The 25,764-nt window shown below is 68.1% G+C and carries 18 protein-coding genes and 2 pseudogenes; 7 read left to right on the top strand and 13 right to left on the bottom strand.

Going from position 1 to position 25,764, the window contains the following annotated elements; genetic code table 11:
• Position 1 precedes the first annotated feature (1 nt).
• Positions 2-1,099: an FAD-binding oxidoreductase gene (locus HUT12_RS11870; RefSeq protein WP_254876787.1), complete on the bottom strand. Its 1,098-nt coding sequence runs from the start codon at positions 1,097-1,099 to the stop codon at positions 2-4.
• A gap of 595 nt (positions 1,100-1,694) precedes the next feature.
• Here HUT12_RS11870 and HUT12_RS11865 point away from each other — a divergent pair.
• The 5 genes and pseudogenes from HUT12_RS11865 to HUT12_RS11850 all read left to right on the top strand — a co-directional run bounded on the left by HUT12_RS11865 (position 1,695) and on the right by HUT12_RS11850 (position 4,972).
• On the top strand, positions 1,695-2,921 hold the full coding sequence (locus HUT12_RS11865) for a helix-turn-helix transcriptional regulator (RefSeq protein ID WP_176093384.1): 1,227 nt from the start codon (positions 1,695-1,697) through the stop codon (positions 2,919-2,921).
• 49 nt (positions 2,922-2,970) lie between these two features.
• Positions 2,971-3,501, top strand: coding sequence for a GNAT family N-acetyltransferase (locus HUT12_RS11860; protein WP_176093383.1), 531 nt, complete (start codon positions 2,971-2,973; stop codon positions 3,499-3,501).
• A gap of 248 nt (positions 3,502-3,749) precedes the next feature.
• Positions 3,750-4,040, top strand: a pseudogene (locus tag HUT12_RS32765) (aminoglycoside phosphotransferase); the annotation flags it as partial.
• A 339-nt stretch (positions 4,041-4,379) separates the two neighbouring features.
• Positions 4,380-4,811, top strand: a pseudogene (locus HUT12_RS11855) (methyltransferase, FxLD system); the annotation flags it as partial.
• A 14-nt stretch (positions 4,812-4,825) separates the two neighbouring features.
• The gene (locus tag HUT12_RS11850; RefSeq protein ID WP_176093382.1) at positions 4,826-4,972 is read left to right on the top strand and encodes an FxLD family lanthipeptide; all 147 of its coding nucleotides are present in this window, start codon (positions 4,826-4,828) and stop codon (positions 4,970-4,972) included.
• Between the two features lie 165 nt (positions 4,973-5,137).
• On the opposite strand, the gene HUT12_RS11845 is transcribed toward HUT12_RS11850, so the two are convergent.
• From HUT12_RS11845 to HUT12_RS11835, 4 genes are all read right to left on the bottom strand, one after another.
• On the bottom strand, positions 5,138-6,322 hold the full coding sequence (locus HUT12_RS11845) for a GDSL-type esterase/lipase family protein (protein WP_176093381.1): 1,185 nt from the start codon (positions 6,320-6,322) through the stop codon (positions 5,138-5,140).
• Between the two features lie 222 nt (positions 6,323-6,544).
• Complete coding sequence (locus HUT12_RS11840; protein WP_176093380.1) at positions 6,545-7,006, bottom strand: hypothetical protein; 462 nt, start codon at positions 7,004-7,006, stop codon at positions 6,545-6,547.
• A gap of 49 nt (positions 7,007-7,055) precedes the next feature.
• Positions 7,056-7,187 carry a hypothetical protein gene (locus HUT12_RS33180; protein WP_303393485.1) on the bottom strand — a complete coding sequence of 44 codons (132 nt, stop codon included), beginning with the start codon at positions 7,185-7,187 and terminating at the stop codon, positions 7,056-7,058.
• A 69-nt stretch (positions 7,188-7,256) separates the two neighbouring features.
• Positions 7,257-8,234 carry an AraC family transcriptional regulator gene (locus tag HUT12_RS11835; RefSeq protein ID WP_217705973.1) on the bottom strand — a complete coding sequence of 326 codons (978 nt, stop codon included), beginning with the start codon at positions 8,232-8,234 and terminating at the stop codon, positions 7,257-7,259.
• Between the two features lie 23 nt (positions 8,235-8,257).
• On the opposite strand from HUT12_RS11835, the gene HUT12_RS11830 reads away from it, so the two are divergent.
• Positions 8,258-9,274, top strand: a complete 1,017-nt coding sequence (locus tag HUT12_RS11830) for an NADP-dependent oxidoreductase (RefSeq protein ID WP_217705972.1) — start codon at positions 8,258-8,260, stop codon at positions 9,272-9,274.
• 162 nt (positions 9,275-9,436) lie between these two features.
• On the opposite strand, the gene HUT12_RS11825 is transcribed toward HUT12_RS11830, so the two are convergent.
• From HUT12_RS11825 to HUT12_RS11790, 8 genes are all read right to left on the bottom strand, one after another.
• Positions 9,437-12,739, bottom strand: a complete 3,303-nt coding sequence (locus HUT12_RS11825; protein ID WP_176093379.1) for an FG-GAP-like repeat-containing protein — start codon at positions 12,737-12,739, stop codon at positions 9,437-9,439.
• Positions 12,740-12,850: 111 nt separating this feature from the next.
• Complete coding sequence (locus HUT12_RS11820) at positions 12,851-13,333, bottom strand: hypothetical protein (protein ID WP_176093378.1); 483 nt, start codon at positions 13,331-13,333, stop codon at positions 12,851-12,853.
• 155 nt (positions 13,334-13,488) lie between these two features.
• The gene (locus tag HUT12_RS11815) at positions 13,489-14,139 is read right to left on the bottom strand and encodes a response regulator transcription factor (RefSeq protein WP_176093377.1); all 651 of its coding nucleotides are present in this window, start codon (positions 14,137-14,139) and stop codon (positions 13,489-13,491) included.
• Positions 14,132-15,268, bottom strand: a complete 1,137-nt coding sequence (locus HUT12_RS11810; RefSeq protein ID WP_176093376.1) for a sensor histidine kinase — start codon at positions 15,266-15,268, stop codon at positions 14,132-14,134. Before HUT12_RS11810 ends, HUT12_RS11815 begins: the two co-directional genes overlap by 8 nt.
• 3 nt (positions 15,269-15,271) lie before the next feature.
• The gene (locus tag HUT12_RS11805) at positions 15,272-15,811 is read right to left on the bottom strand and encodes a hypothetical protein (protein WP_176093375.1); all 540 of its coding nucleotides are present in this window, start codon (positions 15,809-15,811) and stop codon (positions 15,272-15,274) included.
• A complete protein-coding gene (locus HUT12_RS11800) occupies positions 15,808-16,692 on the bottom strand; it encodes an ATP-binding cassette domain-containing protein (RefSeq protein ID WP_254876785.1) in 885 nt (294 codons plus the stop codon). Before HUT12_RS11800 ends, HUT12_RS11805 begins: the two co-directional genes overlap by 4 nt.
• Before the next feature lie 589 nt (positions 16,693-17,281).
• A complete protein-coding gene (locus HUT12_RS11795) occupies positions 17,282-17,806 on the bottom strand; it encodes a hypothetical protein (protein WP_176093373.1) in 525 nt (174 codons plus the stop codon).
• Between the two features lie 14 nt (positions 17,807-17,820).
• Positions 17,821-24,582 (bottom strand): RHS repeat-associated core domain-containing protein, encoded by a 6,762-nt coding sequence (locus HUT12_RS11790; protein WP_368660243.1) that lies wholly within the window; start codon positions 24,580-24,582, stop codon positions 17,821-17,823.
• Positions 24,583-25,197: 615 nt separating this feature from the next.
• Between HUT12_RS11790 and HUT12_RS11785 the strand changes: the two genes are divergently transcribed.
• A complete protein-coding gene (locus tag HUT12_RS11785) occupies positions 25,198-25,764 on the top strand; it encodes an HAD domain-containing protein (RefSeq protein ID WP_357218011.1) in 567 nt (188 codons plus the stop codon).

Genomic DNA, 25,764 nt, shown 5'->3' with positions numbered 1-25,764 from the left:
GTCAGCTCCCCCAGGATCGGTCGGATGGGTGGTCGCCGGTGCACGGGTCCGGTCGGCCGGTGGTGTCGGGGTGCTGGTTCGTCCACCGGGTGGTGTCGAGGGCCCGGTCGAAGGTGGTGGCCAGGTGCACGTCACCGGCGGGGATTCCGGTCAGCGGCAGCCGCCGCCGCGCGGCGGCGATCAGCGGGGTGGGGCCGCACACATAGATCGCCTGTCCCTGCCGGTAGTGGTAGAGGGCCAGACTCAACGCGTCGCCCTGCACGGCCGGGTCGACGTGCGGGTCGGCGGAGAACGCGAGCACCACCGTCAGCCAGTCCGGGTGCGTGTGGGCGAGCCGGTCCACCGCGACCGCGTCGTACAGGTCCAGCACCGTGCGGGCGCCGACGACCAGCGTCACCCGCCGCCCGCCTGGGGCGGCGGCGACCTGGTCGACCATGGCCCGTAGCGGCGCCCACCCGGTGCCGCCGGCCACCAGCAGCAGATCCGCGTCACCGGCAGCAGCGAGAGACAGTCCGACGTCGCAGGGCGGCCCCAACCACAGCGTCTCCCCCGCCGTGACCCGCTGCACCAGCAGCGGCGACACCCGACCGCCGCTCACCGCACGGACGTGGAAGTCCACCGTCCCGTCCGGACGCGGCGCGTTGGCCGGGGACAGCCACCGCCACTGCCCGGGTCGGCGGGGCGTACACACCGGCAATGCCTGACCCGGCAGGTACCGCAGCCGCCGCATCGGCCGTACCGTCAGCACCGCGACACCGTCCGACGGCGACTCGCGGGCCTCGACCTCACCGACGGTGACCTGCGGCCCCTCCCCCACCACGCCCGCCGCCCGGTCCGCCAACCGCAACGCCCGTCGACACCCCCGCTCCCACGCACCGGCCGGGGCCTGACCCCACCGGTCGTCGGGGAACCGCCGGACCGTGTCCACCATGGCCGCCGCGATACACGTGTCGTGATACGACTGCAGACCGAACCGGCGGTACATGCGGGCCAACACCGCCAGACCCGCCCGCCGGGCCGCCGGATCACCCCGGCCCGCGACCGACTCCCGCAGCGTCGAGAAGAAGATCGGCGCAAGCTGGAGCGGCAGGAACCGCACACTACGGTCCTCCAGGTACGCCCAGAAGTGGTCAGCGGCGTGGGCCTCCGAAGCCGCTGACCACGTCTGCGGAGGCTCCGCTACCATGCCAACTTCTCCTGAATCGATGACGACTGAGCCTGCGCGAGTGATGCCGAACGACGCTTGCTGGACTGAGTAGCAAGAAGGTCGGGGAGCTTCATCATTTGCGTCACAGGTGCGGCATCCCCGCCACGCAGTTCTGCCCTTTGAAGGGCCTGAGGACGGCGAGGAATGCTCCGTAGCGCCGAAGTTCCGACGACCCCCGAAAGAGGTCCAGGGGTACCGCTATCGAGCCGTCCAGCACTATCGAGACCGACCCGATGAGCTAGCCTGAAGCAACGTCGAGTCTGGACCTTCACCCGTCACCTTCGTTTCTCAAGACTTCTGTCGGATTCCAATGAGACAGGTGCTCGGCTTCACAGCTCCCCGACCTGGATAGGCCGTCGAGTAGGCCCCGGGAACCATCAATCCGTTGCCCTCTAATGCGTTGGCACGCTCAGCCTTACCGATATGCTGAGCGATCGGCAGGTGTGCACTGTGTGCACACGCATCTGCGCACAAATCTGGGGGTCATGTGGAATCGTTCGGGCACCTGCTCCGGCAACACCGCACCGCAGCCGGTCTGTCCCTGCGCGACCTTGCATCTCGCATCAACTTCCAGTACAGCCACATCTCCCAGGTGGAGCGAGGCGAGCGTCGTCCGACGAAGGCGATGGCGGAGGCATGTGAGAAAGCACTGGCAACCGGCGGTACGCTGGACGAGGCCTACGTACGTGAGGCGGGTGGCAGTGACATGCGCAGACGATCAGTTCTTCATGCCATGGGCGCGATCGCCGCTGCGCCCACCGGGGATCGCCTCGTCGGATTGGAGGCGCTACGGCACGGCCTCACCGCCGCCGTGGACATCGATCATGACGAGTGGCCGGAGATCATAGCCGCCTACGGCAGGGCTTACTACCAGCAGCCGCGCGGCCAGGTGATGATGCAGTTGGGCCACGATCTGGCAGTGCTCCAACATCAGATCGCCGCAGAGCCGGGAGAGCGCCGGCCGCGCCTACTGTGGGCTGGTGGCCAACTGTCGATCATCGTCGCGCTCGGACTGTTCGCATCCGGGCAGACGATCGCCGCCCGTCGCTGGTGGCACACTGCGCAACGGCTCGCCGATGAGTCCGGAGACCGGGACACGAAAGTCATGGTGCGGGCGTGGGATGTGGTGGACGGTTCCTACGACGGACGTCCGGCGGCGCAGGTGGTCGCGTTGTCTGACGAAGCGCTGCCACTGTTGACGGGGCAGGCCACCGCTGCCACGTGTGGTCTGCTTTCCGGGCGAGCGCAGGCGCTCTCCCTCGCCGGACGGCACTCGGAAGCGGTGGCAACGGTGGAGCGGTTGGCCGAGCAGGCGGAACGGCTACCGGCAAACGTGGTCAACGATGTCGAGAGCCTGTGGGGATGGCCGGAACACCGGCTGCGGCACACCGAGTCCTGGGTCTACACGCACGCCAACAACTACAGACGGGCAGAGCAGGCGCAAGAACGAGCGCTCGCCCTCTATCCAGCATCACAGATACGACTACGCACGCAGGTGGAGTTGCACCGAGCGGAGGCGCTCATCCGGACTGGGCACGTACCGGACGGATTGCACCTGGCTGCTGATCTGCTAGACCGATTGCCCACCAGCCAGCACAACCAACTCGTGCGTACGGTCGCGCGGAAAGTTGTTGCGGCGGTGCCCGACACCGAGCGGCGGCGATCGTCATACAGCGAACTCGTGGAACGCACCCAGCTGACGCTCCCCGATTGACCGCACCCTTCGGTACGCACCTCCGATAGGCCGGACATACCATCGAGGAATGGTCGCGTACAGCAGTGTCGCAAGGGACGATGCCCTCCGGCTGTTCGACGCCCTGCAAAACCTGTATGCGGCGACCTACGCGGAGTCTCCGTACCGTGAGGGACCCGAGCAGGTAGCTCGATTTCGTGCAGGTCTCCCGGACGAGGTGACCCGGCTGGGGTTCAGTCTGGTTACCGCTAACGATGGCGCGCTACTGGTCGGTGCCGCCTACGGCTGGACGATGCCGACCGGCACCTGGTGGTCACGCGCCGATCAGGATCCGTCACCAGAGGTTCTCGACGCGGACAAATTCGCCGTGATGGAGTGGATGGTGCACCCGGGTCATCGAGGTCAGGGCATCGGTGCGGATTTGATGAGCAAGCTACTTGCCGGCCGCCCGGAGAAGTACGCGACTCTCGCGTCCAACCCCGCGTCGGCTGCCCGTCTGATGTATGAACGAGCGGGGTGGCAACAGGCCGCAACGTCGGTGCTTCCGTGGGGCCCCACGATGGACCTGCTGGTCCTACCGTTGAGGGGATCGGCCACATGAACCATTGGGGTCACGCCTCCCCGATCAGCCCCACAACCACAGTCGCTGTCGCCTGCGCCCTGGGATCGCCGAGTAGCAGGTCTAGAAACCTGTCCAGCCAGCCGGAGCCGATCCGTCGCGCAACGTGCTGAGTCGATGTGTCAACTGTCGCCGTCGCTGCACGTCAATGTCCGCCGACTGCGCCAGCCACAAGGTCATCCGCAACATCCGGATCTGCCGAAGCACCGGCCACCCGGAGGCCAGGCGGCACCTGTCTCGGCCCCTGGCAGATCGGCCTCGTTGTCGTACCGGTCAGAGAAACCCGCTTCCACCGATCCGGCACCCACCGCCGCCTCTCCACCGCCTATGACTACGCCGTCACCACCGACCCCGCCTGGCCGCTCCTGCGCGAAACGCGCGAACTGAAGATGGTCGCCGCCGCCGTGCCGCTGCTCGCCTCTGGCCCAGACATCGCGCGGGAGTTCACCTTCCGCCTGCGATCCATCCAGGACCGCGACGACTCCACACGCCGGACACCGTTCACGGCACTCGGGCGGTAGCCGCGCAAGGCGAGACCGCCTCGTTCAGCCCTACGTCCCACATGAGGCCGCCGGGCACCCGTTCTGACCTGCTGCACCAGCAACGGCGGCACCGGCGGGCACCGCACGGACGTGGAAATCCACCGTCCCATCCGACCGTCAGCACCGCGACCCCATCCGACGGCGACTCCTGCGCCTCGACCGATCACCACGGGATCACCCCCGCGTGCGCGGGGAGCAGCGCACCCTGCCGCCCGCCCAGGCGCGAGGTTAGGGATCACCCCCGCGTGCGCGGGGAGCAGCCTCGCGGCGCTCATCGCCAGTACGGAAAGGCAGGATCACCCCCGCGTGCGTAGCCGTGCTGATCTGGATCTGTGGCTGGCGGCCCGTCTTCGCGACGAGGTAGACGAGGTCGTGGTGTTGACGGCGCAGCAGGACGCCGTGGACGCCGGTGTCGTGGCCCCGGCGTGGCGCTTCGGTACACCCGCCGCCCTGCACCGGGGCACGTTCGTGTACCGGTCGGCGCTGCGGTGGAGCGGCGACGTGTTCGACGTCGGCGCGTGTGCGCACGGGCCGGACGCGGCCGTGTGGGCGGCGCGGATGGTGGCACAGATGCGCGCATGGGTGGACGCCGGCGAGCCGTCTGCGGTGCTGAGCGCACGGGGAGGCTGAGCACGGCTGCGCCCAGGGAGAGCCGTTCTGCCCGCAGGTACTCCCGACGGCGACGTGCCGGCCGGGACGGTGCTGGACAAGCGGCACAGCCGCATGGTCCTCACCTTCACCCCCGCATAGGAAGGGAAACGCGAGTGGAGAACACGGAACTCGACGAGCTGGACCTGGACATCACGCTGGTGGACTCCGGGCCCGCCGCCGGCGGGTACGCCACCAGCACCGACGACGGCTGCGGCTCGGGTAACACCGGCTCGAACGCCTGTTCCGGCGGCGGCAAGTAACCGACCCTTCACACCCACTCTCGGGGCCCGGCGTCCGCCGACGCCGGGCCCTGCCCTGTCTCGGTGGTGCATCGTGTTCTCCACTCCTGGTGCGGCGTTGATCAGAGTCGCCGCGTACCCGGACGGCCTGGTCCTGCCGGCCTGGCCCGACCTGACCTCGCTGTCTCACGGCAAGGAGTCACGTCCCGCAAAGAGGCCGTCGGCGGTGAATGCCTGCTTCGCGAAGCGTTCGGCGATGCGCCGGTGGGTGGCGGTGTCCGGGTGAAGCTCGTCGGGCAGCGGCATCTCGGCGAAGTCGGTCTTGTCGTAGAGGTCAAGGCCGTCGAGGTAATGCAGATGCGGATCGCGGGTCGCGCGCTGGGCGGTGATCCGCACCAGTTCGTCGCGGATGACGCCGAGGGTGAGCTTCCCGCTTGCCCGTTCCGCCGGGTCGCCGGTGGCCCGGAACCGCACCTGGCCGGCGCTGAGGGCGGCGAGGTCGAAGGCACCGGGGCCGGGGGTGTCCTCGTGGATCGGACAGTAGATCGGGGAGACGACCAGCAACGGCGTGCTCGGGTGGCCCTCGCGGATGGTGTCGAGGAACCCATGTACGGCCGAGGCGAACGCCCGAAGCCGCATCACATCGGTGTTGACCAGGTTGATGCCGATCTTCACGCTGATGAGATCGGCCGGAGTGTCGCGCATGGATCGGGCGGTGAACGGGTCGAGCAACGCGCTCCCGCCGAAGCCGAGATTAACCAGGTCGACATCGCCGAAGGACGCGGCGAGAGCGGGCCAGGTGGCGGTGGGACTGGTCGCGTTGGAGCCCTGACTGATGGAACTGCCGTGGTGCAGCCACACCCGGCGTCCCTGCTGCGGTGTCGGTGTCACCGGTGCGTCGGTGCGCAGGGCGACGAGCTCGGTTGTCTCGTTGTGCGGTAGCCAGATCTCGATGTCCTTCATCCGGTCGGGCAGGCCGGTGAAGCGGAGGGTGCCGGGTGGACCAGACCGACGCTCCGTCGTCCCGGTGGTCATGTCGATGGTTACCGTGTCGCCACCGGTGACGCTGGCCTGGCCGGCCAGCTGGCCCTCGACAAGCAGGTCGTAGACGCCGTCGGGGCGGGACGGCAGGCCGGGATAGATGTATCGGGTGGGCAGCGTGTCCAGCTCGACTACGGTGGCCTGGGTGCGAACGGCCAACCGCACGCCGGCGGGCTGGGCCTCCACCATGGCGAGCTGTCCGTCGGTGTTCTGGGCGCGGGCCCAGGCTGGCAGCCGATGCGGCAACAGCCCACGTACGGTGTGCTCCACGTCAAGTGCGCCGCGCAGGATGTCCGTGCTGATCGGGGTAGTGATCCAGGAGGAGGTCATACTCTCAATCCATGGTCGGGATGGGTGGTCGCGCAGGGCGAGGACCATCCGAGTACCGGGTACTGCCAGTCGTGCTCGCGGCCGTACCGTGCCGCCTCATAGCGGGGGTTTAAGCTCGGGCACAGCGATTTCCTTCCAGCCCGGCACCAGGGTAAGCCAACTCAGATGTCACCTATCGGTGCAGCAGCCCCCGGAGCCGCTGGCCTGGGGCGTTCTGGCACCTCAGCAGCCGGTGAAGTGGTTCACCCAGGCCGGCAGCTGCTCAGATGGGAGGAACACCTGGAGGTCCCCGACCGTCTGAGTCGCCGTGCCTCGCACCTCGTACGCACTTTCGTCGTTGATCGGAGTCCGGTCGGACAGCAGGGCGTGAAGCAGCTCCACGGTGATCGCGTCCACCCGGCCATGGAGTCGAGCTGTATGCGTCAGAGCGAGCAGGCTCTGTCGACGGGTCTCCGGATTCGGCGACCGTAGCCCTCGGGCGACCCTGGGCAGGACCGCATCGGTGTCGGGGTTGTTGTGCACCAGAGCGATCAGCGCAACCCCGACGTGCCCTTCGCCTCGGTCGAAGGCCGCGTCGACATCCCCGGGCTCCCGACAGCTGTTGAGGTTGCGACCCTGCTCCCAGTCAAGATTGACGGACTCGACGTCATCGCCCTCCGAGGCGTCCGCAGTCGCATAGATCACCCGTCGAGTATCGGGCCGATCACCACGTCAGTGTCAACCAGTACCCAGGTCAGGGGTTGAGGTCGGCCCACTGCGCCTGCGTCAGCAGACCACCACGCTCCAGCCGGTGAGCAATCTCCGTCTTCGTGGCCGCGTCCAGCGTCTCGGGCAGGCCCTCGAACGAGGCGGGCAGGACATCCACTCCGACGTATCCACCGCATTGACCGTGCGGGGAACGTCTGAGTTCACCGCGTCAGTCTCGGGTCCCTGCTCAGCTCGGGCGGCACATCGTCCGGTAACGCCCGGGCGGGGCACCATGTGACCGGGTGAAGGCACGGCTGAACGCCGGCGCGGAGTTGTAGCCGACGGCTGCCGCGATGGACTCGACGGGCTGGTCGGTGGTCCTCAGACGGCTGGCGGCGACGTCCAGCCGCCATCGGGTGAGGTAGGCGGCGGGTGCCAGGCCGACAGCCGCGGAAAAGCGGCGGGTGAGGGTCGACCGTGAGGCGGCGACCGCGGCAGCGAGGCTCTCGGTGGTCCATTGGCGGGCAGGGTCGGCATGGAGGTGCTGCAATGCGCGGTGGACCACCAGGTCGCCCATCATGCCGAGCCAAGTGCCCCGGCGTTCGCCGGCACGAGTGGGCAACCAGGCGCGCAGCACCTGGATCAGGGCGATGTCGATAAGCGAGGCGAGCACCGTCGTGGTGGCAATCTGCGGATGGGCGAGTTCGCGGCCGAGCATCCGGACGGTGTCGTCGAGGCCGCCGGCACCGGTGCTGCCCTGGACGTGCATCAGCTCGGGCAGGGCGAAAAGGAGTTGGGTCTTCAAGGTGCGGTCGCAGTCCGATTCGTAGGTGATGGTGATGATCCTGGTGTCCGGGGCACTGGTGCCGAGCCGGACCGCCTCGCCCGTCCGCCGGACCCGGGCCAGCTCGACCGGATCACAGGCTGTCACCGGTGAAGCGGGGGCGTCTCCCAGCACATAGGAGACTCCCGCCGCGAGTAGGACGACATCACCGGCGTCCAGCCGCAGCGGCGAATGCCCCGCCCTCGTCAGCCATGCCTCGCCCGCGGTGATGGCGTGCAGACCCGCAGCCGAGCTGTCCTCGCCGGCGACAGCCCACCGCCCGCCGGCCTCGACGCACGCGCCGAGCGTGCCTCGAACCCTGGCCACTCTCAGCACGTCACTCACCACATCCATGATGCGCAAGGTTAACGATCTGACGCAGAAGAGCATCGACTGGGTCATTCTGCGTTCCGTACGGTTACAACATGATCAACAAGGCAGTGCGGGCCCCGGACGCCACCGAGCCCCGGCACGATCGTCGTCACCGGATGCGGGCTCTGCAGTTCGACCGCTTCGGAACCCCCGACGTCCTCGTGCTCCGCGACGTCACCACACCCGCACCGGGCACCGGCCAGATCCGGATCGCGGTACGGGCGTGCGGCCTGAATCCCGCCGACTGGGCGATCGTCGCCGGCCTCTTCGCCGACCAACTGCCGCCACCGCCGCGCGGCCTCGGACTTGAGGTCTCCGGCGTCGTCGACGCGGTCGGCCAGGGCGTCACCGACATCGAGGTCGGCGACCGGGTGTTCGGACCGGCGCCCTACGACGGCCCGACGGCCGGCGCCGCCGAGTACGCGCTGATGACCACATGGGCACGCCTTCCCGACGGTGTCGCCGACGAGCAGGCCGCCGCGCTGCCGATGGCCGCCGACACAGCGTGGCACGCCCTCGACGACCTCGGCGTCCAGCCGGGTGAGCTGCTGCTGGTTCACGGCGCGGGCTCCACCGTCGGCGAGGCGGCGGTGCGCCTCGCTCTGCACCGCGGCGTCCGGGTGATCGCCACCTCCGGATCGGCCAAGGCCACCACCTTACGGCAGGCCGGCGCTACCGTGACCGGCTACGGCGAAGGCATGAGCGAGCGGGTCGCCACCCTGGCCGCCGGCCGCATCGACCGGGCTCTGGACACCACCCCGATCGCTGGCCGGACCGACCGCCCCGGCCAGACCAGCCCGTCCGGTAGCTCGCTGCCGGCCCTGATCGACCTGACCGGCAACCCCGACCGGGTCCTGACCATCTCGGACTTCGCCGTCGCGGCTGAACTCGGTACCCGGATCACGTATATCGACATGCGCTTCGACCTACTGAACGAGATCGCCCGGCTGGCCGGCAGTGGCGTCCTGACCGTCACGATCGCCCGCACCGTCACCCTCGACGCCATCCAGGAAGCCGCCGAACTCAGCTGCTCCGGGCGGCCCGGCGGCAAACTCATCCTGCTCCCGTAATCGGAGGACGACCCGCCGACGGAGGGCACGTCGTCTTGGCTGCCGTCGGTACCCATGACGACCCTCGCCCCCGCCGAGCGTCTCGGCGTGGAGTTGGCGCAGTCGTGGCGCGACCGTCACCCGCCGGACGGGGGCGGGTGACGGTCGCGCTCGTTGAGAGAGTCAGCAGGGCAGCCGGTTGGCCACCTCCAGCAGACACGGATCGAAGGTGATGTCGACGTCTGGGGCGGTCGGTGCGCCGGGCATCGGCGTCTGCGACGCCGGCTCGTTCACCACGTACCCGTGGAAGGTCCACGCCTTGATCCGGCCGTCCGGGCTCTCCACCAGGTAGTCGGCCCGACGGTCGCCGTTCAGGTCGGCGAACCTGACCTGCGAGCCGCTCGCCCCGACCCCGGAGGCGACCAGTCCGTCGAAACGCCAGGTGAAGCGGTTGTTGCCGTACGCGTTGAGCCAGGCCCAGGCGCGTCCGGCGGCGTCGACCAGCAGGTAGTCGGCCCGGAAGTCTCCGTTGAGGTCCGTCAGGTGGATCTCGTCGCGCACCGGGTGCGGGCCCGGCGCGATCGACCCGGCGTAGTCCCAGCCCCACCCGGATGCGGTACGCCTGTTGAGCCAGGCCCTCACTCCGCCGTCGTCGCCGAGGACGAGGTAGTCGTCCTTGCGATCACCGTCCATGTCGGCGAACCGCACCTGTTCCTTGGGTGCCTGGACACCCGGGGCGATGACACCGACGTAGTTCCAACCGAAGCCGCCGTCGGGCGTGTACCTGTTGAGCCATGCCCGGGTCGCGCCGTTGTCGTCGAGGACGAGGTAGTCGTCCTTGCCGTCGCCGTCCACGTCGGCGAACCGGACCCGGTCCCGGCCCGGAGTGGTGCCGGTGGTGATCGCTCCGGCGTAGTCCCAGCCGTAACCGCCGCCCTGGCCTACCCGGTTGACCCAGGCGGCGACGCTGCCGTCCGCGCGGATCGCCACCCAGTCCGCTCGGCCGTCGCCGGTCAGGTCGACCATGCCGCTGCGGGTCGTGGGGTCCGGGTTGCGGCCGATGACGCCCTGCCAGTCCCACACGTCCGGGCGGCCGTACCTGTCGTTGAGCGCGGCGGCGGCCCGGCCGGCGGAGTCGACCAACAGGTAGTCGTCCTTGCCGTCGCCGTTGATGTCGGCGAACCTGACCTGGTCGCGGTTCGCGCCGGCGGCGGTCAGGGTACGTCCGTGGTTCTGCCACACGATGCTCGGGGGTCGGGTTCCCGGTGCCTGGACGGTCAGGGCGGGAAGCGTGTTCAACCAGACGTTGACGTGCCCCTCGTCGTGCACGACCAGGTAGTCGTCGCGGGCGTCGCCGTTGACGTCGGCGAACCGGACCCGGTCCCGGGTCGCGTTCACGCCGCTGGCCACCTGCCCCATCGAAGACCACCCGTACGCGCCGGCGGTCGAGTACGCGTTGGCGTACGCGGTGACCCGGCCCTGATCGTCGACGACCAGGTAGTCGTCCTTGCCGTCGCCGGTCATGTCGGCGAACCGCACCTGGTCGCGGGTGGCGCCGACGCCGGTGGCGATCACCCCGGCGTACGACCAGCCGAACCCGCCCGCCGGGGTGAACTGGTTGATCCACGCCGACACCCGGCCGGTGCCGTCCACCACGAGGTAGTCGTCGAGTGCGTCCCCGTCGACGTCGGCGAACCTGACGTTCTCCGGAACCGTCCCCACCCCGGTCGCGACCGTCCCGCGATACTTCCAGCCGTACCCGCCACCGAGGGTGTGCGCGTTGGTCCACGCCTTGACCCTGGCCTGATCGTCGAGCACCAGGTAGTCGTCCAGGCCGTCCCCGTCGACGTCCGCGAACTGCACCCGGTTGCGGGGTGCGCCGACGCCCGGGGCGACGATGCCCTCCCAGCGCCACCCGGTACCGGACGCGGTGCTGCCGTCTGAGATCGAGTCGGGCGCCTTGCCGACCTCACCAGCGCACGCGTCGGCTCTCCCACCGACCGGGTCGACGATGGTGCCGGCGGCGCGGGCGGCCCGGACGGCGCCGAGGAACGCGTCGGCCATCTTGCGGTAGCCGTCGGCGTTCGGGTGGACCGAGTCGGTCAGGTCGTCCCGGGTCACGGCGCTCATGTCGACCACTCGGACCCGCTTGCCGGCGGCTGCGTGCTTGGCGACGATGCCGGGGATAGCCCGGTTGTACGCCTGCACCTGGTTGTTGGTGCCCGCGTTGTACGCCGGCACGAGCTGCGCCACCAGCAGCGTGGTCTCCGGGGCCAGCGTGACGATCTTGCCGATCAGGGCGTCCAGCCGAGCCGGAGCGCCGGCCACCTCGAAGTTGCGCGACATGTCGTTGGTGCCGATGTGCAGCAGCACCACGTTCGGCCGGTAGCGCGGGATCGCACACTCCACCAGCCGGTCGATCTGGTCGATCCGCCAGCCCGGATGGCCCTCGTGGTTCTTGTCCGGCAGGGTCCCCGAACTCTGCGAGCCGACGAGGTCGAGCACCGCGTCGTCCTTCAGCCCGTCGAAGAGGCGTGCGCGATATCCCGTGCCGTCCGGGTTGTCGACACCGACGCCGTAGGTGATCGAGTCACCGAGCGGCATCACCCGCAACGCGGCCAGCCCCCGCGGGATCGCCGGGACCGGCGGGGCGGACCTGATGAACTTGTCGTACAGCGCTTTGTAGACGGAGCCGAGGTACGTCCTGCACAACGGGCAGACCCGGCCGACACCACTCGCCATCCGGTCGATGACGGCCACGACCTGTCGGAAGAACTCCCCCTTATCGTCCACCACCTGGCCGACAAGTTTCCACTCCCACAGGCCGGCAACCCCGGCGGCGACGAGCACGGCAATGACATCAGCGCCCCAGGCGTGCAGGTCGTTGATCAGGCCGGTCCTCGCGTTCTCCGCAGTACGACTGATGAAGTTGGACAGTGCCTCGCCGAAGGCGGCACAGGTGGCCACCACGACCGGGTCAGAAGCGAGGTGCCCCCGGTTGACGCGGTAGTCGAGGCAGGCTGCCTCCAGGAAGACCCGCAGGACATTACCGACGATCGACATTCCGGCCGACGCCCACTCTCCTCCGTTCGCGTCCGGTGGCGTGGTGTCCGTGATCTCGATCGTGGTCGTGTCCGTGCCCTGATGGAGCTCGATCTCCACCTTCTTCGGCAGCGTGCCGTCCGGGTTCGCGTTGTACTTCTTCCTCAGGCCGCACAAGATGAGCTCATCGGCGGTCTTGTCGGCGATGCTGCCGACATCGCATGTCAGGTCCCGCTTGACCAGCTCGTCCGGGTCGAGCGGCATGTCGTCGGCATCGAGGTCGTAGTAGCGGGCGGGGTAGGCGCTCGCGAGCGCCCGCTCGACAAAGTGTTCCTGCTCGGCCGGGTAGCGGACGTCGAATCGCCAGGTGAAGTCAGCGGCGGCACGTGCCGGAACCACGACGGCGACCGGGGCCAGCACCACGGCGAGAAGCGCACTCAACACGCTGCGGACAAATAGGGGGATTTTTGTTTTCATCGGACTTCCTGTCTGCGGAAAGGGGCGCGACTGGGCCGCGGACGCCGGTGGCGCCCGTCACGCGATTCGGGTGTGGGGCTAGTCGACCGGGGCGGCGGTGGCCGGACTGGCCAGGGCGACGATCGCGACCGCGGTGCTGTCCTGCACCAGCAGGACGCGGGTGGTGTGCTGTTCGGTGCCGGCGTCGGCCTCGGTGGCCCAGACCTTCAGCGCGGCCTGCGACGCGTCGGGCAGCGAGATCTGCTTGTCCCTGGTGTTCACGACGACGGTGCCCTTCGGGCCGTCCAGCGCCGCGCACATCGCGGTGTTGTTCGCCTCGACGTACCACGCGTCGGTGCCGCACGGCAGGCCGAGACCGCCGAACCAACCGTCGGTCTGGCCGCGCTCGGCCGGTTCGCTCAGCTCGTCACTGATCAGATAGACGTCGACGGTCGAGGCGCCTTGCGGCAGCTGGGCGGGTCCGGCCGGCCAGCCGATCCAGGCCACGAACGCGGCGACGAGCACGGCGACCGAGACCGGCGCCCAGATCACGAGGGGGTTGACGCGGGTTCTGGTGGTCATGACACATTCCTCTTCCGGCGCGACGCGGGGCGGGTTTCTCCTGCTCAGAGGCCGTTTTCATCGACCTCGTTGACGGGAATGACACTACGGACGCCCCGCCGGGCAGCCATCCGACCACGGTGCTCATCCTGAGTGGTACCGCGGTACCACACGACTCAGACGAGCCCGTTCGTGTGCGCCCAGATCACCGCGTGCACCCGGTCGCGGGCCCCGAGTTTGGCCAGCACCCGGCCGACATGGGTCTTCACCGTCGACTCGGACAGGAACAACTCCCCGGCGATCTCAGGGTTGGACAGTCCACGGCCGATCGCGACCAGCACCTCGCGCTCCCGGGCGGTCAGTTCCTCCAGCAGGCCAGTGCCCGCCGGGTCGGGGGCCCGCCCGCCCTGGTAGTGGTCGAGCAGGGCGCGGGTGATCCGGGGCGAGACCACCGCCGCGCCGGCTGCGACGGTGCGGACCGCGTCGATCAGGTCGGCCGAGGGCGCGTCCTTGAGCAGGAAGCCGCTGGCCCCGGCGCGCAGGCCGGTGAACGCGTACTCGTCCAGGTCGAAGGTGGTCAGGATGAGGACCCGGGTGCCGGGACAGTTGGCGACGATGTCCCGCGTCGCGTCGATCCCGTCCATGATCGGCATGCGGACGTCCATCAGCACCACGTCGGGGCGGCGTTCCCGGGCCAGCAGGGCACCGGCCCGGCCGTCGCCGGCCTCACCGACGACACGCAGGCCGGGTGCCGCGCCGAGGACCATGGCCATGCCCTCGCGCAGCAGTTCCTGGTCGTCCACGAGCAGCAGGGTTATCTCAGACATCGGCGCCTTCTGCGGGATGGGGCAGGCTTACTCGTACGGTCCACCCGACCACCTGACGGCCGGCTTCGACGGTGCCGCCGTACATGGCGACTCGTTCGCGCATCGCGTTCAGACCCTGCTCGCTGCCGACCGACGGGGCCGGCGTGGTGCCCCGGCCGTCGTCGGCGACCATGATCCGGATCGGGTCGTCGCCGTAGTCCAGGTCGACCAGGACGTCGGTGGGCCTGTCGGCGTAGCGCAGCGCGTTGGTCAGCGACTCCTGCACGACCCGGAACACCACCCGCTGCAGACCCGGTGAGGACGGATCCGGCCCGTGGCGGCGCAAGGTCACCGGCAGGCCGGCGATCCGGAACGTCTCGATCAGGCTCTCCAGGTCACCAGGAGTGTCCGGGGTGTCCTCGCGCAGCACGCCGAGCAGCCGGCGCATGTCGGTCATCGCCTCCCGGCCCAGGGCAGCGACCCGCTGCACGGCCTTGCGGGAACGCTCCGGGTCGGTGTCGGCGACCGCGGTCGCGCCGTCGGCCAGGCGGACCATGATGGTCAGGTTGTGGGCGACGATGTCGTGCATGTCGTGGGCGATCCGCACGCGCTCGCGGGCGGCGGCCAGCTTGCCCTCCTGCTCCTTCTCACGGGCCAGCCGGGCGGCCCGGTCCTCCAGTGACCGCACGTGCCGGCGGCGGGTGGCGACGGTCGCGCCGACCAGCACCGGAATAATCACCGCGAGGCCGTAGAGGCCGATGAAGGGGCCGAGCCCGTAGCGGCCCTCATGCTGAAAGGTGACCACCCCGAGCACGGCCACCGAGAGCACCGCGCCGATCGTCGCAGCCCGCAACGAGCGGTGTACCACCAGCGCATACATCACCACGGCGAACGCGATCAGCTGGGTGTCGCCGGACAGGACGTCGCCGGTCACGGTCACCGCCAGCACCGCCCACGGCCACGACCGCCGCCAGATCAGCGCCAGCGAGATCACCGTGTTGACGGCCACCGCCCACCAGCTGGCGCGGGTCATGTCGCCGGTCAGCATGTCGAAGTCGAGGCCGGCCGTGAGGCTGACCACGACGACGATGACGGTGGCCAGGTGGGGATGGTGGGCCCAGAAGACCCGGATCCCGGTGTCGGGCTCCACGGGTCAGAGGTTCCAGAAAGCCGTCGACGGGTCGGCCCCGAACATCATGCTCACCACCATCAGCACCAATCTGATCAGCAGGACGGCGCTGAGGGCGAGGCTGACAGCGGACGCCGTGTGCTTGACGGCGAGCGTGACGGCGAACGCGAGCAGCGCCACGAGCACGCAGTATCCGATATCGACGGCCGAGCGGCCCACGACTGTGCCGTAGCGCACATCGACCGGTGTCACGACAGCGTACGCCAGCATCAGGCACACGGCCCCGAGCACCGCCGCGACCACGGTCACCACCAGGGCCTTCGCGGTCATCACGGCGATCCGGCGGGGCGTGGCCAGGAAGGTCGTCCGGATGGTTCCGGTGGCGTACTCCGCACCGGGCACGACAGCCGCCAGCACGATGATCACCGTCTGGAGGACCGCAGCGGCCAGGAGCCCGGACAGCGCCGCGGCCGAGGGGGTGAGGACCAGCGCGGTTGCCGCGCAGATCCAGAACGATGTCAGGGTACGGAGTTTCAGCCACTCGGCGGCGACGAGGCGGATCATCGGCCGCGGGCCAGCGCCAGGTAGACGTCATTGAGGCAGGCGTGCACCGGGGTGTTCTCGATCAGCAGGATCCCGGCGCGAGCGGCCAGCCCCGCGATGTCGGCCGAGGTCAGCCCCGTGATCTCCAAGCGGCCGTCCGGGCGCAGAGCGACGGCCGCGCCGTGCCCACGCAGCAACTTCTCCAGGTCGCCCGGGCGGTCCGGGCGGACCCACACCGCCGGGACCGTGTTCCGTGCGATCACCTCGGCCGCCGGAGCGTCGGCGAGCACCCGGCCCCGCCCCAAAATGATCAGCCGGTCGATGTCGCGGGCCAGTTCCCCGGTCAGGCGGCCGGTGACCAGGACGGCCCGGCCCTCGCGGGCGAGCGTCCGGAGCAGGGCGCGCAGCCAGGCGACACCGTCCGGGTCCAGCCCGGCCGCCGGATCGTCGAGCAGCAGGGCCGGCGCGTCACCCAGCAGCGCCCCGGCCAGGCCGAGCCGCTGCCGCAGGCCGGGAGAATAGACGCCGGCCCGCAGCCGCGCGACGTCGGCCAGCCCGGTCAGCTCCAGGACCTCATCGGTGCGGCGGTCCGGGATCCCGTGGGTCCGGGCGAGGATCCGCAGGTGGTCGCGGCCTGTGCGGCCGGGATGAGCCGGCGGCGGGGCGAGCAGGACGCCGACCTCCCGCAGCGGGTACGCCAGATCACGGTAGGACCGGCCGTCGAACAGGCAGCGGCCGGACGTGACCCGTTCCAGCCCGACCATCAGGCGCAGCGTCGTGGACTTGCCGGCGCCGGCCGGGCCGAGGATCCCGTGCAGGACACCGGGTTCCAGGCGGAACGACACGTTCCGCACTGCCGAGACGTCGCCATACCTCCTGGTCAGGGCGTGAACTTCGATCACCGGGCCGACGTTACGGACGGTCGGGCGGCCCGCCATCCGACCACGGTGCCCATCCGGCGTGGTACCGCCGTACCACGCCGGGCGATGTCGGCGCTCACTCGATGTGTGCGCCCACGCCTACCTCGCCGTCACCGCCGCCGCCGCGTAAGAGGGGCACCAGATCCGATGACGACCTCATCCCCCTTACCCTCGGCGAAGGTCCGCCGTCTCCTGGCACACCTGATCACGCCGCGATCAGATGCTCCACCGCACTACGCCCACCCCGCGCATAACAGCGAGCCACCACATTCGCCTTGACGTACTCACCGAGCTGCTCAATCTCCGACGGCGTCGGCTCATCAAGCCGACGCTGCCCCCACTGCTCCACCACCCGCTTCCCTCCACCGTTGGGGAGTGGTTCCGGGGATCGACGGCACACCGCGAGGCGACGCCACCGGACTCCCACTCCCCTGCGGTGAAATCCGTCGGAGAATGCGCCATGTCTTTGGTCGGCTGACGGCAACCGTGACGGCAACGCGGGCTGACAACGACCACTGCGTGCAGACCCTCACCACTCTCCGAATTCTCAGGAGTCGCCGTATTTCCAGTGTCACTTCCTGCGGCGAAATTGGGTTAATGGGTCAGGCCCGGCAAGATCGGCCATATCAACTACAGCAATCGCTTCCTTCCGATACCGTTCCAGGTCTTCGAACCAGGTTGGGTAATCGCCGCGACGGCTAAAAAACCTAACACTGGCTCCCTGCAACAAGAAGTCCTCATCTTCCTCATCCACCGATATGCCCACTACCGCCAGTAGGCTATCGGCCTCCGGAAAATCGGAGGCATCTCTCAGCATGCGGGTAGCAAACGAGATGCCTCGTATAGCCGCGCCATTCAGATACGCCGCCTTGTTCACTGCAAGGTCGGACAGTGAAGCGTAAACATCGTTCACCTCGTACTCGTAGGATCCCACTTCCGAGGCGTCAATGTTGGTGCGCCATCCAGGCCCCCACAAGGACTTCAGCAGGATTGCACCGCAGGGGCCGAGTGCCCAGCCAGCCCTTGCGACTTCATCCAAGTCGGGTGACAGGTCATGGTTTAGCTCCACAGGTCCACGAACGAGAACGTCGAACATGTGAGAATTCATCTTCACGGCGGCGTAATCCCCAAATATTGATAAGCCTTACTGATCGCACTTCGCGGCACCTGATTTGCAATCCTTGGCGCCAGCACCTCTCCGCTTTCCGAAATCCACTGTCCCGTGCTCTGATGATAGTAGTATTTACCTGAGGCACCGCGCCCCATGGGCTGAAGGTGAATATTTGCGCCAGGGCGTCCCGGATTCTGGTTCTCGACATCGATCCGGAAGCGGCCGTTCTTGTCCATGTGCACCGTTTTGCTGTTAATTACCGGAACGCTAGGGCTGCTAGTAAGACGGGCAGCTTCCGGACAGGTGTTGTGGACCAGCACCGGGGTTTTGCCAGCGAGCACATAGTACGTGTGGATGTCTGCGATCGTGAGGTTGTAGGCGAGGGCGCGCCAGCCGGTCAACGATACTCTCTCGGTGACCGCCGCTACTTCACCCGAAGGACTAGAAAGCCGGTGGCCGGGCTCGAGTGCCGCTGCCTGCTGCCACTCTCGGTCCGTCTCATTCCAGAAGGGGTGATCTTCGGTTGTGGCGAGGGTGGCTCCATCAACGCCGAGGGTGCGGACGTCATCTTCGTGGACCCACACGTGCGTGACCCGCCGTTTCCCGCTCTCACCGGACTTCGGGTCAGTTGCTAAGACTTCGTCGCCGACCAGTAGTTGGCTGATGGGTTTGGTGGTGCCGTCGGCGAGGAGGACGTGGGTTTCGGGGCTGAAGCTGCACAGATGCCGGATGGCTTTGACGGTGGCCATGATCGCTATGGCGTCAGTGGCGGCTAGTGCGAGTTCCCAGCTGTAGATCCAGGACTCTGGGCAGGGGGCGACGCCGCAGTCCCATTCCCAGCCGAGGCTGTTCATGCAGGCGAATCGATCGTAGCTGAAGTCGCCGCATTGGACCTGGATTTCGGCCTTGATGGGGTCGTAGCCATTCATGACGGCGTCTCGCATGGCGGAGCAGGTGCTGCGGTGGGCGCGGCAGGCGAGGTTGTCTTCGGTGTAGGTCTGCAGGAAGGCGTCCTTGGCAGCTTTACGCGCGCGTTCCGGGTCTTTCCCGCCGCCGCCCTTCGGCTGCGTCCTTTCGGGCTCTCGGGGCGGCTTGTGGCGCTTCTCGTGGGGTTGGCGGTGGTCGACGATCTTGTGCTTGCCGGGTTTGGGGCTGTAGTCGCGGAGGTTGCCTCCGTGGTCGCCGATGGCGTAGAGGCCGGTGGGATCGCTGAAGCTGGTCGGGTTGTTGTTGGCGTAGCTGTAGCCGTTCCATTGTTGTGGGTCTGCGAGGTCTTGGATGGGGTCGACGCTGATGAATCGACCGATTGTGGGGTCGTATTCTCGGGCGCCGAGGTGCGTGAGACCGGTGTCATCTTGGGTGCCGCCGACGAATCCCCGAGTGCCGAGGAAAATGGAGGGTGGCGTGGTGCGATCTTCTCCGTAGGGCAGGAGTCGCTTGCGGGTGGTGGTCAGGTTGTCGGCCTTGATTTGGATCTGCTCGGTGCCGTGGTGGTCACCTGCGCTCCAGACGAGGCCGGTGTGTGTGCGAACCGCGATGATGCCGTCGGCGGCGCTGTAGTAGCGGGTTCCGTCAGTCTGGGTGGCGCCGGCGGGAAGTGTGAGTTCCGTGGCGCCGAGGTAGAGGGTGGCTTTGTCAGGACCGCGGCTGATCAGCCGGTTGCCTGCGGTGTCATAGATGTAGGTGGTCTCGTCACTGCCTTCGCTGAGGGTGTCGACGCGACCTTCGGCATCCCACGCCAGTTGCTGCGCCACTCCGCTGTCGGTGTGGCGGGTGAGAGTGTTTCCGGCGGTGTCGTAGGTGTAGGACCGGGTCGGTGTGGTGGCGAGGGGGCCGGTGGCGGTGATGCTGGTGACGGCGTGGGGTCGGCTGGCGCCCGGGTTGGGGTAGGCGTAGGTCCAGGTGGTGTTGCCGGCGGGATTGTGGTCGGTTTGGGTGGTGCGGTTGCCGACGGTGTCGAATCCCCAGGAGCGCCAGTAGGGGTCGATGCTGCCGCCTCGTTGCGGTGTTTGGTCGCAGGCGGTGGCAGTAGGGGTGTTACCGGTCCAGGCGGTGGTGAGTCGGCGGAGGGGGTCGTAGCGGAAGCATTCGATCTGGTCGGCGGTGCCGTCGGTGCTGCCGAGGATCGAGGTGATGTTGCCGATGGCGTCGTAGCGGTAGCCGGTGGCGTACTTGCTGGTGAAGGTGCCGGGGCTGTCTTCGAGGTCGATGTTGGTGGCGTCGAGGCGTCCGGTCTGCTGGTCGATGGTTTGGGTGAGGCGTACCCGTTTGCCGGTGGCGCCGAGGAGGAGTTGGTGGGTGGGGCCGTGGGCGTAGTAGCTGGTGGCGGCGACGTAGGTGTCGAGGCCGGTCATGGTGGTGGGGTAGCCGTTGTTGTCGTAGCCGAAGGTCAGTGTTTCGGCGGGTAGTCCACCGATGGCTGGCTGGGTGCTGGTGGTGACGTTTCCGGCTTTGTCGTAGGTGAGTGTGTTGGTGTAGGTGCCGGCGAGGGCGCCTTCGGCTGCCGGGATGGTGACGCTGGTACCCGTGGGCAGGTAGCGGTCCGTGTACCCGGTGACGGTGGTGGTGTAGTTGCCGCCGATGTCGTGGCGAGTGGACGAGGTCAGCTGTCCCTTGGCGAGGCTGTCGTAGACGTAACTCGCCAATCGGGTGCCGGTGCCGACGTCGCCGGCCCAGCGGCCGATGGTCCGGGACTTGCCGTCGTACTGGGCCGAGATTCTCTGTCCGCGGCCGTCGATGGTGTAGGAGAGTCGGCCGGCAGCGTCGTAGTGAGTGCTGCTGGTGCCTGCGTCCGGGTCGGCCTTCTGGGTGAGACGGCCGGCGAGGTCGTAGGTGTGGGTCCAGGTGTTGCCGGCCGGGTCGACTACGGCGGTGAGTTGGTCGAGGAGGTCGTAGGTGTAGGTGGTGCTCTGGTGGGTGTTCGGGTTGGTGGCTGAGGTGTACTCGTCCAGGCGCGTGACGTTGCCGCGTACGTCGAGGTGGCTGACGGTTTTGGTGCCCCCGGCCGGGGGCACGACCATGACGCGGTCGCCGTAGTAGGTCGCGGTGCTCTGCCGCCAGGCGGTGCCGAGTTTCTTGTCGACCTCGACGGTTGCCCGGTTGAGGTGGTCGTAGGTGGTCTCGCGGACAGCGGGGACAGCGGTCAGGTTCGGGTTGACCAGTCCGGCACCGGCTGCGGAACTGTTGTGGAAGCGGTCGGTGGTGGCAGCGACGTTGCCGCGGGCGTCGTAGGTGGTGGCGGCGACGATGCGTCCGCCGTTCGGGCCGGGTTGTTGGGTTTCCCTGGCTCGGCCGAGACCATCGACGTACTGGTAGGAGTTCAAGAACACAGGGCTGCCGCTGTGGGAACGCAGCGTTTCGGTCCTGGTGCGGGAGGGTGCGGTTGGTTGGCCGGTGCCACTGGAGGTGATCTGGTAGCTGAACCGCAGCGATGGCACCCCGGATGACTTGGCCTGCCCGGGCAGGTACACCTCGGCGAGCCGGCCGACCTGGTCGTAAACGAGGTCGGTGACCTTGCCGTTCGGGTCTCTGATCTGTGAGGGCTGCCCGGTGTGCCGGTCTACCAGGGTGACGGTGGCGTGGTTGAAGCCGCCACCGACCGTGCTGGTGATTCCGTTGTCCGGCCAGTTCACCGCCGGGCTGTAACTGGTCGTGGTGGTCAGCCCTGCCGAGTCCGTCGAGGTGATCGGTCGACCCGTGTTGTCGAAGGTGCTCCGACCAGTAGACACGAAGCTGGTCGGGCTGTGGTAGGTGCGGACCTCGGCGACGTTGCCGTCGAACGGTGTCTGGGAGCCTTCGACGGTGTAGGTGTCGTAGAAGGTGACGGTGCGCGACAGGAGTGTTCCTGAGCCGCAGGTGTCGCCGGACCAGGTCTCGACCCGTTCCGGGTAGTTGACCAGGTAAAAGGAGCCTGGCTCGTTGCGTCGGGCGTAGGTGTAGGAGGTGCACATGTTGTCGGCGACGCCGGTCTGGTGGTACTGGTGGAAACGTACTGGTAGGCCGTATGTCGCGTCGTAGACGGTGTGCTGGGAGGTCTCCCGCCAGTTGCCGTCCTCGAGTTTGACGCGGTGGTTCTCCAGGCCGACGCGGACCTGGCGGGGGTTCCACCAGCCGGGGCCGTTGAGGTTGCCCTGGATGACGTGGTCGTAGCGGGTGCTGCCGACCTCGGTGTAGGAGGCGTTGGCGGGGTTGGCGTTGTAGGTGGTCATTCGGTACTGCTGGGTCTGCAGGACCCGTCCGGCGCGTGCGTAGTGGTCGTCGTAGGTGTTGCCGGCCCAGTCGGTGACGGTGGTTTCCTTGAGGCCGCCGCCGCTGCCGGGGTCGTAGTAGTCGTGGTACATGCCGCGGAAGAACGTCGACGTCGACACCGTGTACTTCGACGGGTCCGTGCCTGAGCCCTGCACGACACGGACCTTGTTGTAGCCCGCGAACAGGTTCCACGTCTCGTGTTCGTCGGCGATCAGCGGGCTGTGGGGGGTCTTCCAGGCCGGGGTGCCGACGGAGTAGTCGTACTGGGTGACCTGGTCCGGTGAGCCACCCACCTGGTCCTTCACCACGACCTTCTTGACCAGATACTTGTGGAAGATCCCGAAGCCCGGGTCCGCGCCGGGTGGGGTGTGGAAGATCGGGTAGCAGTCCTGCGTGTTGACGTCCCAGTTGCCCTGCTTGCTGTTGTGCCAGGTGGTGTAGCCCGACTGGTTCGACCCGCCCTGCGGACACGGCCGCTGCGTGCCGTAGGTGACCTCGGTACGGCCGCCCATGCCGTTACGGGCCACGAGCAGCCGTGGCATCCGCATCGCCGACACGCCCAACCCGGCCTCGTCGTAGTCGACCCGGCCGTCCCGGTAGTCCGGCTGCACCCCGTCGACGTAGTCGAAGTTCACCGGCGGCAGATCGATCTTGTTCGCGTCCGCGCCGATCAACCCCACCGGCCGGATGTAGTCCAGGATGAACACCCGCTCCGTGAGCCCCGGCGGGTTGATCACCTTGTACGACAACTGCACCCGACCGACGTTGTTCCACGCCGCCGCACCCGCGTTCCACTGATACGACGTCACCCGATCGAGGATCCGGCTGGTGAAGTACGACTGGCTGTAGTTGCCGCACGACGACGACCCACAACTCAGATCAGCAGGTACGTCCGGATACGACGACGGGCTCGACGACATCGACGGACACGCCGCCGGCGTGTTGTTCAACGGGTCGTCCTCGGCGGTGCGTTCCACACACCGGCTCGCCCAACTGAGCACCGTGCGGCCGACCGGGACCGCACCCGCCTCGGTCGAGTTCTTCGCGTACTGGATCTCCGACAGGTAGCCACCACGGTCGTACTCCAACACCGACCCGGTCAACGCCCGCTTGTAATGGTTCGTCTCCCGCGTCCACGACAGCACCGTGTCGTTTTCATTCGCGTCCCGAACCCGGTCCAGGTTCCACCGCCACGGATCCCGACACGAACCCGGATACGAGCCATGACACGGCTCCCCCGCCTCATCGCCCAGGAACGACATCTTCCACACCGAATCCCGCTCGAACCCGAACCGGTACTCCGTGCCGTCCTGCGTCCACACCTTCCAGTAGCCGTCGTCCTCCGCACCACCGGGAAGGAACTCCACCCGCCAACCCAGGTCATCGACGGTCTTCCACACCCCGGTCGTGGTCTTCACGATGTGCGTCGACTGGCCCTGCAACGAGATCGTCATCAACGCCGAGCCCTGATCGGTGGTGGCCGCCTCACCATCATGGTCGTCCGGCGACTCCCAACACATCTCCGTCGGATGCGCCGGACACGGCTTGTACGCCCGCTCAATGAACCCCGGCGTGTACGACCAACCCAAGCCCACCGGGCCCGACTGGTTGTTCGTCCCGTGGGTCATTCCGTCGACCGCCGACGAGCTGTACGACAATCCCAGCCCCAACGCACGTCCGTACGGCAGCGGCGGTTCCGGCAACGGATACGAGTACGAGAACGACCCCGCGCTCTCCCCCACCTGCCACGAACCCGACTCCTTCAAGTCAGTCGCCGTGTACGACCCCGTCGACCCACCCGACGCCGACGCCGCCAACGCGTACACGCCCGCCGACGCCACCGCACTGTCCGTCGCGAATCCCGAGAACACCCCAGTGCGACCACCGGCACCGCTCGGGTCACCACCGACGTCCACCACCGCCGTCAGCTTCTGCGCATGCGGATCGTTCACCGACGACACCCAGACCGGACCCGCCGAACACTCCGGCACCTCCGGCGTCGACGCCGCACACTCCGGCAACCGCACCAAGGTCAACCGATCCGCGAACGAACCACCGAACGCCTGCGCGAAACCCGAATAGTCGATCTCCACCCGCACCGCACCAGTGGCCGTCGACCCGTCCGCCCGCGCCAACGAATACAACGGACCCGCATTACCCAACGCCACCGACGCCGCCCGGTCGAACGCCCGCACCCGCACCGCACCGACCTCATCGACGGCGACACCACGCCCCGCCACACTGTCGCCTGCCTGCGCCACGGTCACACCGAACGCCTGCCGCGCAGCGGCCGCGTCCTGAAGATCGAGCACCGTCTCACCACCGGCCGGGAACTCCGCCTCCGGCAACGGCTCAGTCACCGCATGCTCATCGTCCGGATCCGGGCCCTGCTCCACCTGCCGCAAACCGCGACTCGCCACCGACGCCGAATCACCCGGCGCTAAGGCCGGCGCAGCAGCCGCCGCCGGCTCCCGCACCTGCACCACCGGCAGCAACGCCGCCAGCACCGCCACCGCCAGAACTCCCGCCCTGACCCTTCCACGTACGCCAAAACGGTCAAATGCGGTGCCCCCGCGGCAGCCAGCAAACATGGCAACACTCCCCGTCGATCAAGAAAGTGATCGACACGCTAGACATCGCCAAGCCTCGACACAAGACCTCACCGAGGTGACCCGAACGAAGGTCCACCAGGGACAAACACGCTCCGCATCGACAGGCAATGTTCAGTAGCAGACCCGCCGCCACTCCTTACCGACCCAAAACGCCCAGCGCCCACCAATCACCGCCTGACCGAGGCCAGCATCCTCACGCACAGCGATCTTGCAAAGAGTTTCGCTCATTCGCCGCCGGCAGGAGGTGAGGTGGGCTGCCCCGGTCGGTGGCGCCCCGACGTAGTCATGGTTGGGCGGCCTGCCGTATCGCCCAGGGTTAGGCCGGCCATGTGCCGGCGCTCGTCGAGGTCGTGTCCGTCATCAACGCCACGCGGAGTGCGCCAATTCAGCGCCTTGCCCTGCATCCGCTTCAGCCGCAGGCCGCGCGCTACGTCAGGTTCGGGTAGCTGGCCGCGACGATCGCTGACCGCCGATGAGCGGTACGGTTCGGCGGTGTCTGCCAGCGACGGAAGACCGGTGGTCTTTGTTGACATCGACGGTGTGCTCATCCCGTTTCGGGCCCGGCCAGCCGCTGCCGGGCGTGCACACAGCGGCAGCGCGGAAGACGGTCCCGATTGCTACGGCAATCCCCTGCTGGATCGTCTTGACCTCGATGACGGTCGCCGGCTCCTCGCCTTGCCGGGTGAGCTGGTCTGGGCGAGTACGTGGATGGCCGAGGCGAACGAGGTAGTGGCACCTCGGCTCGGCCTACCTGCTCTGCCTGTCGTCGACTGGATCGACGATGACGAAGAACCACCGAGCGGGGTGCACTGGAAGACCGCATCGGTGGCGCGGTGGGCGGCAGAACGTCCATTCGTCTGGCTCGACGACGAGATCACCGACGCCGACCGGCGATGGGCCGCCGCACATCACCCACACCCGACGCTGCTGAACCGCGTCGACCCGCACGTGGGACTGACCGACCTCGACCTCGCGGCAGTGCGCCGCTGGCTCGACCACCGGAACAGACAGCTTGATCCGCTGGGCCATCCGTCGCGTACCGGCTCGTCGGCTCATGGCCGCGACGCGGTGCGGCACGGATAA

The sequence above is a fragment of the Verrucosispora sp. NA02020 genome (genome assembly GCF_013364215.1).
Taxonomy (GTDB): domain Bacteria; phylum Actinomycetota; class Actinomycetes; order Mycobacteriales; family Micromonosporaceae; genus Micromonospora.
This window is presented reverse-complemented; position numbering and strand designations above follow the sequence as displayed.

Coding starts and splice junctions, on each gene's coding strand:
- HUT12_RS11860 (WP_176093383.1), top strand. CDS start 2,971: ATGGTCGCGTACAGCAGTGTCGCAAGGGACGATGCCCTCCGGCTGTTC.
- HUT12_RS11845 (WP_176093381.1), bottom strand. CDS start 6,322: ATGACCTCCTCCTGGATCACTACCCCGATCAGCACGGACATCCTGCGC.
- HUT12_RS11835 (WP_217705973.1), bottom strand. CDS start 8,234: ATGACCCAGTCGATGCTCTTCTGCGTCAGATCGTTAACCTTGCGCATC.
- HUT12_RS11830 (WP_217705972.1), top strand. CDS start 8,258: ATGATCAACAAGGCAGTGCGGGCCCCGGACGCCACCGAGCCCCGGCAC.
- HUT12_RS11820 (WP_176093378.1), bottom strand. CDS start 13,333: ATGACCACCAGAACCCGCGTCAACCCCCTCGTGATCTGGGCGCCGGTC.
- HUT12_RS11815 (WP_176093377.1), bottom strand. CDS start 14,139: ATGTCTGAGATAACCCTGCTGCTCGTGGACGACCAGGAACTGCTGCGC.
- HUT12_RS11805 (WP_176093375.1), bottom strand. CDS start 15,811: ATGATCCGCCTCGTCGCCGCCGAGTGGCTGAAACTCCGTACCCTGACA.
- HUT12_RS11795 (WP_176093373.1), bottom strand. CDS start 17,806: ATGTTCGACGTTCTCGTTCGTGGACCTGTGGAGCTAAACCATGACCTG.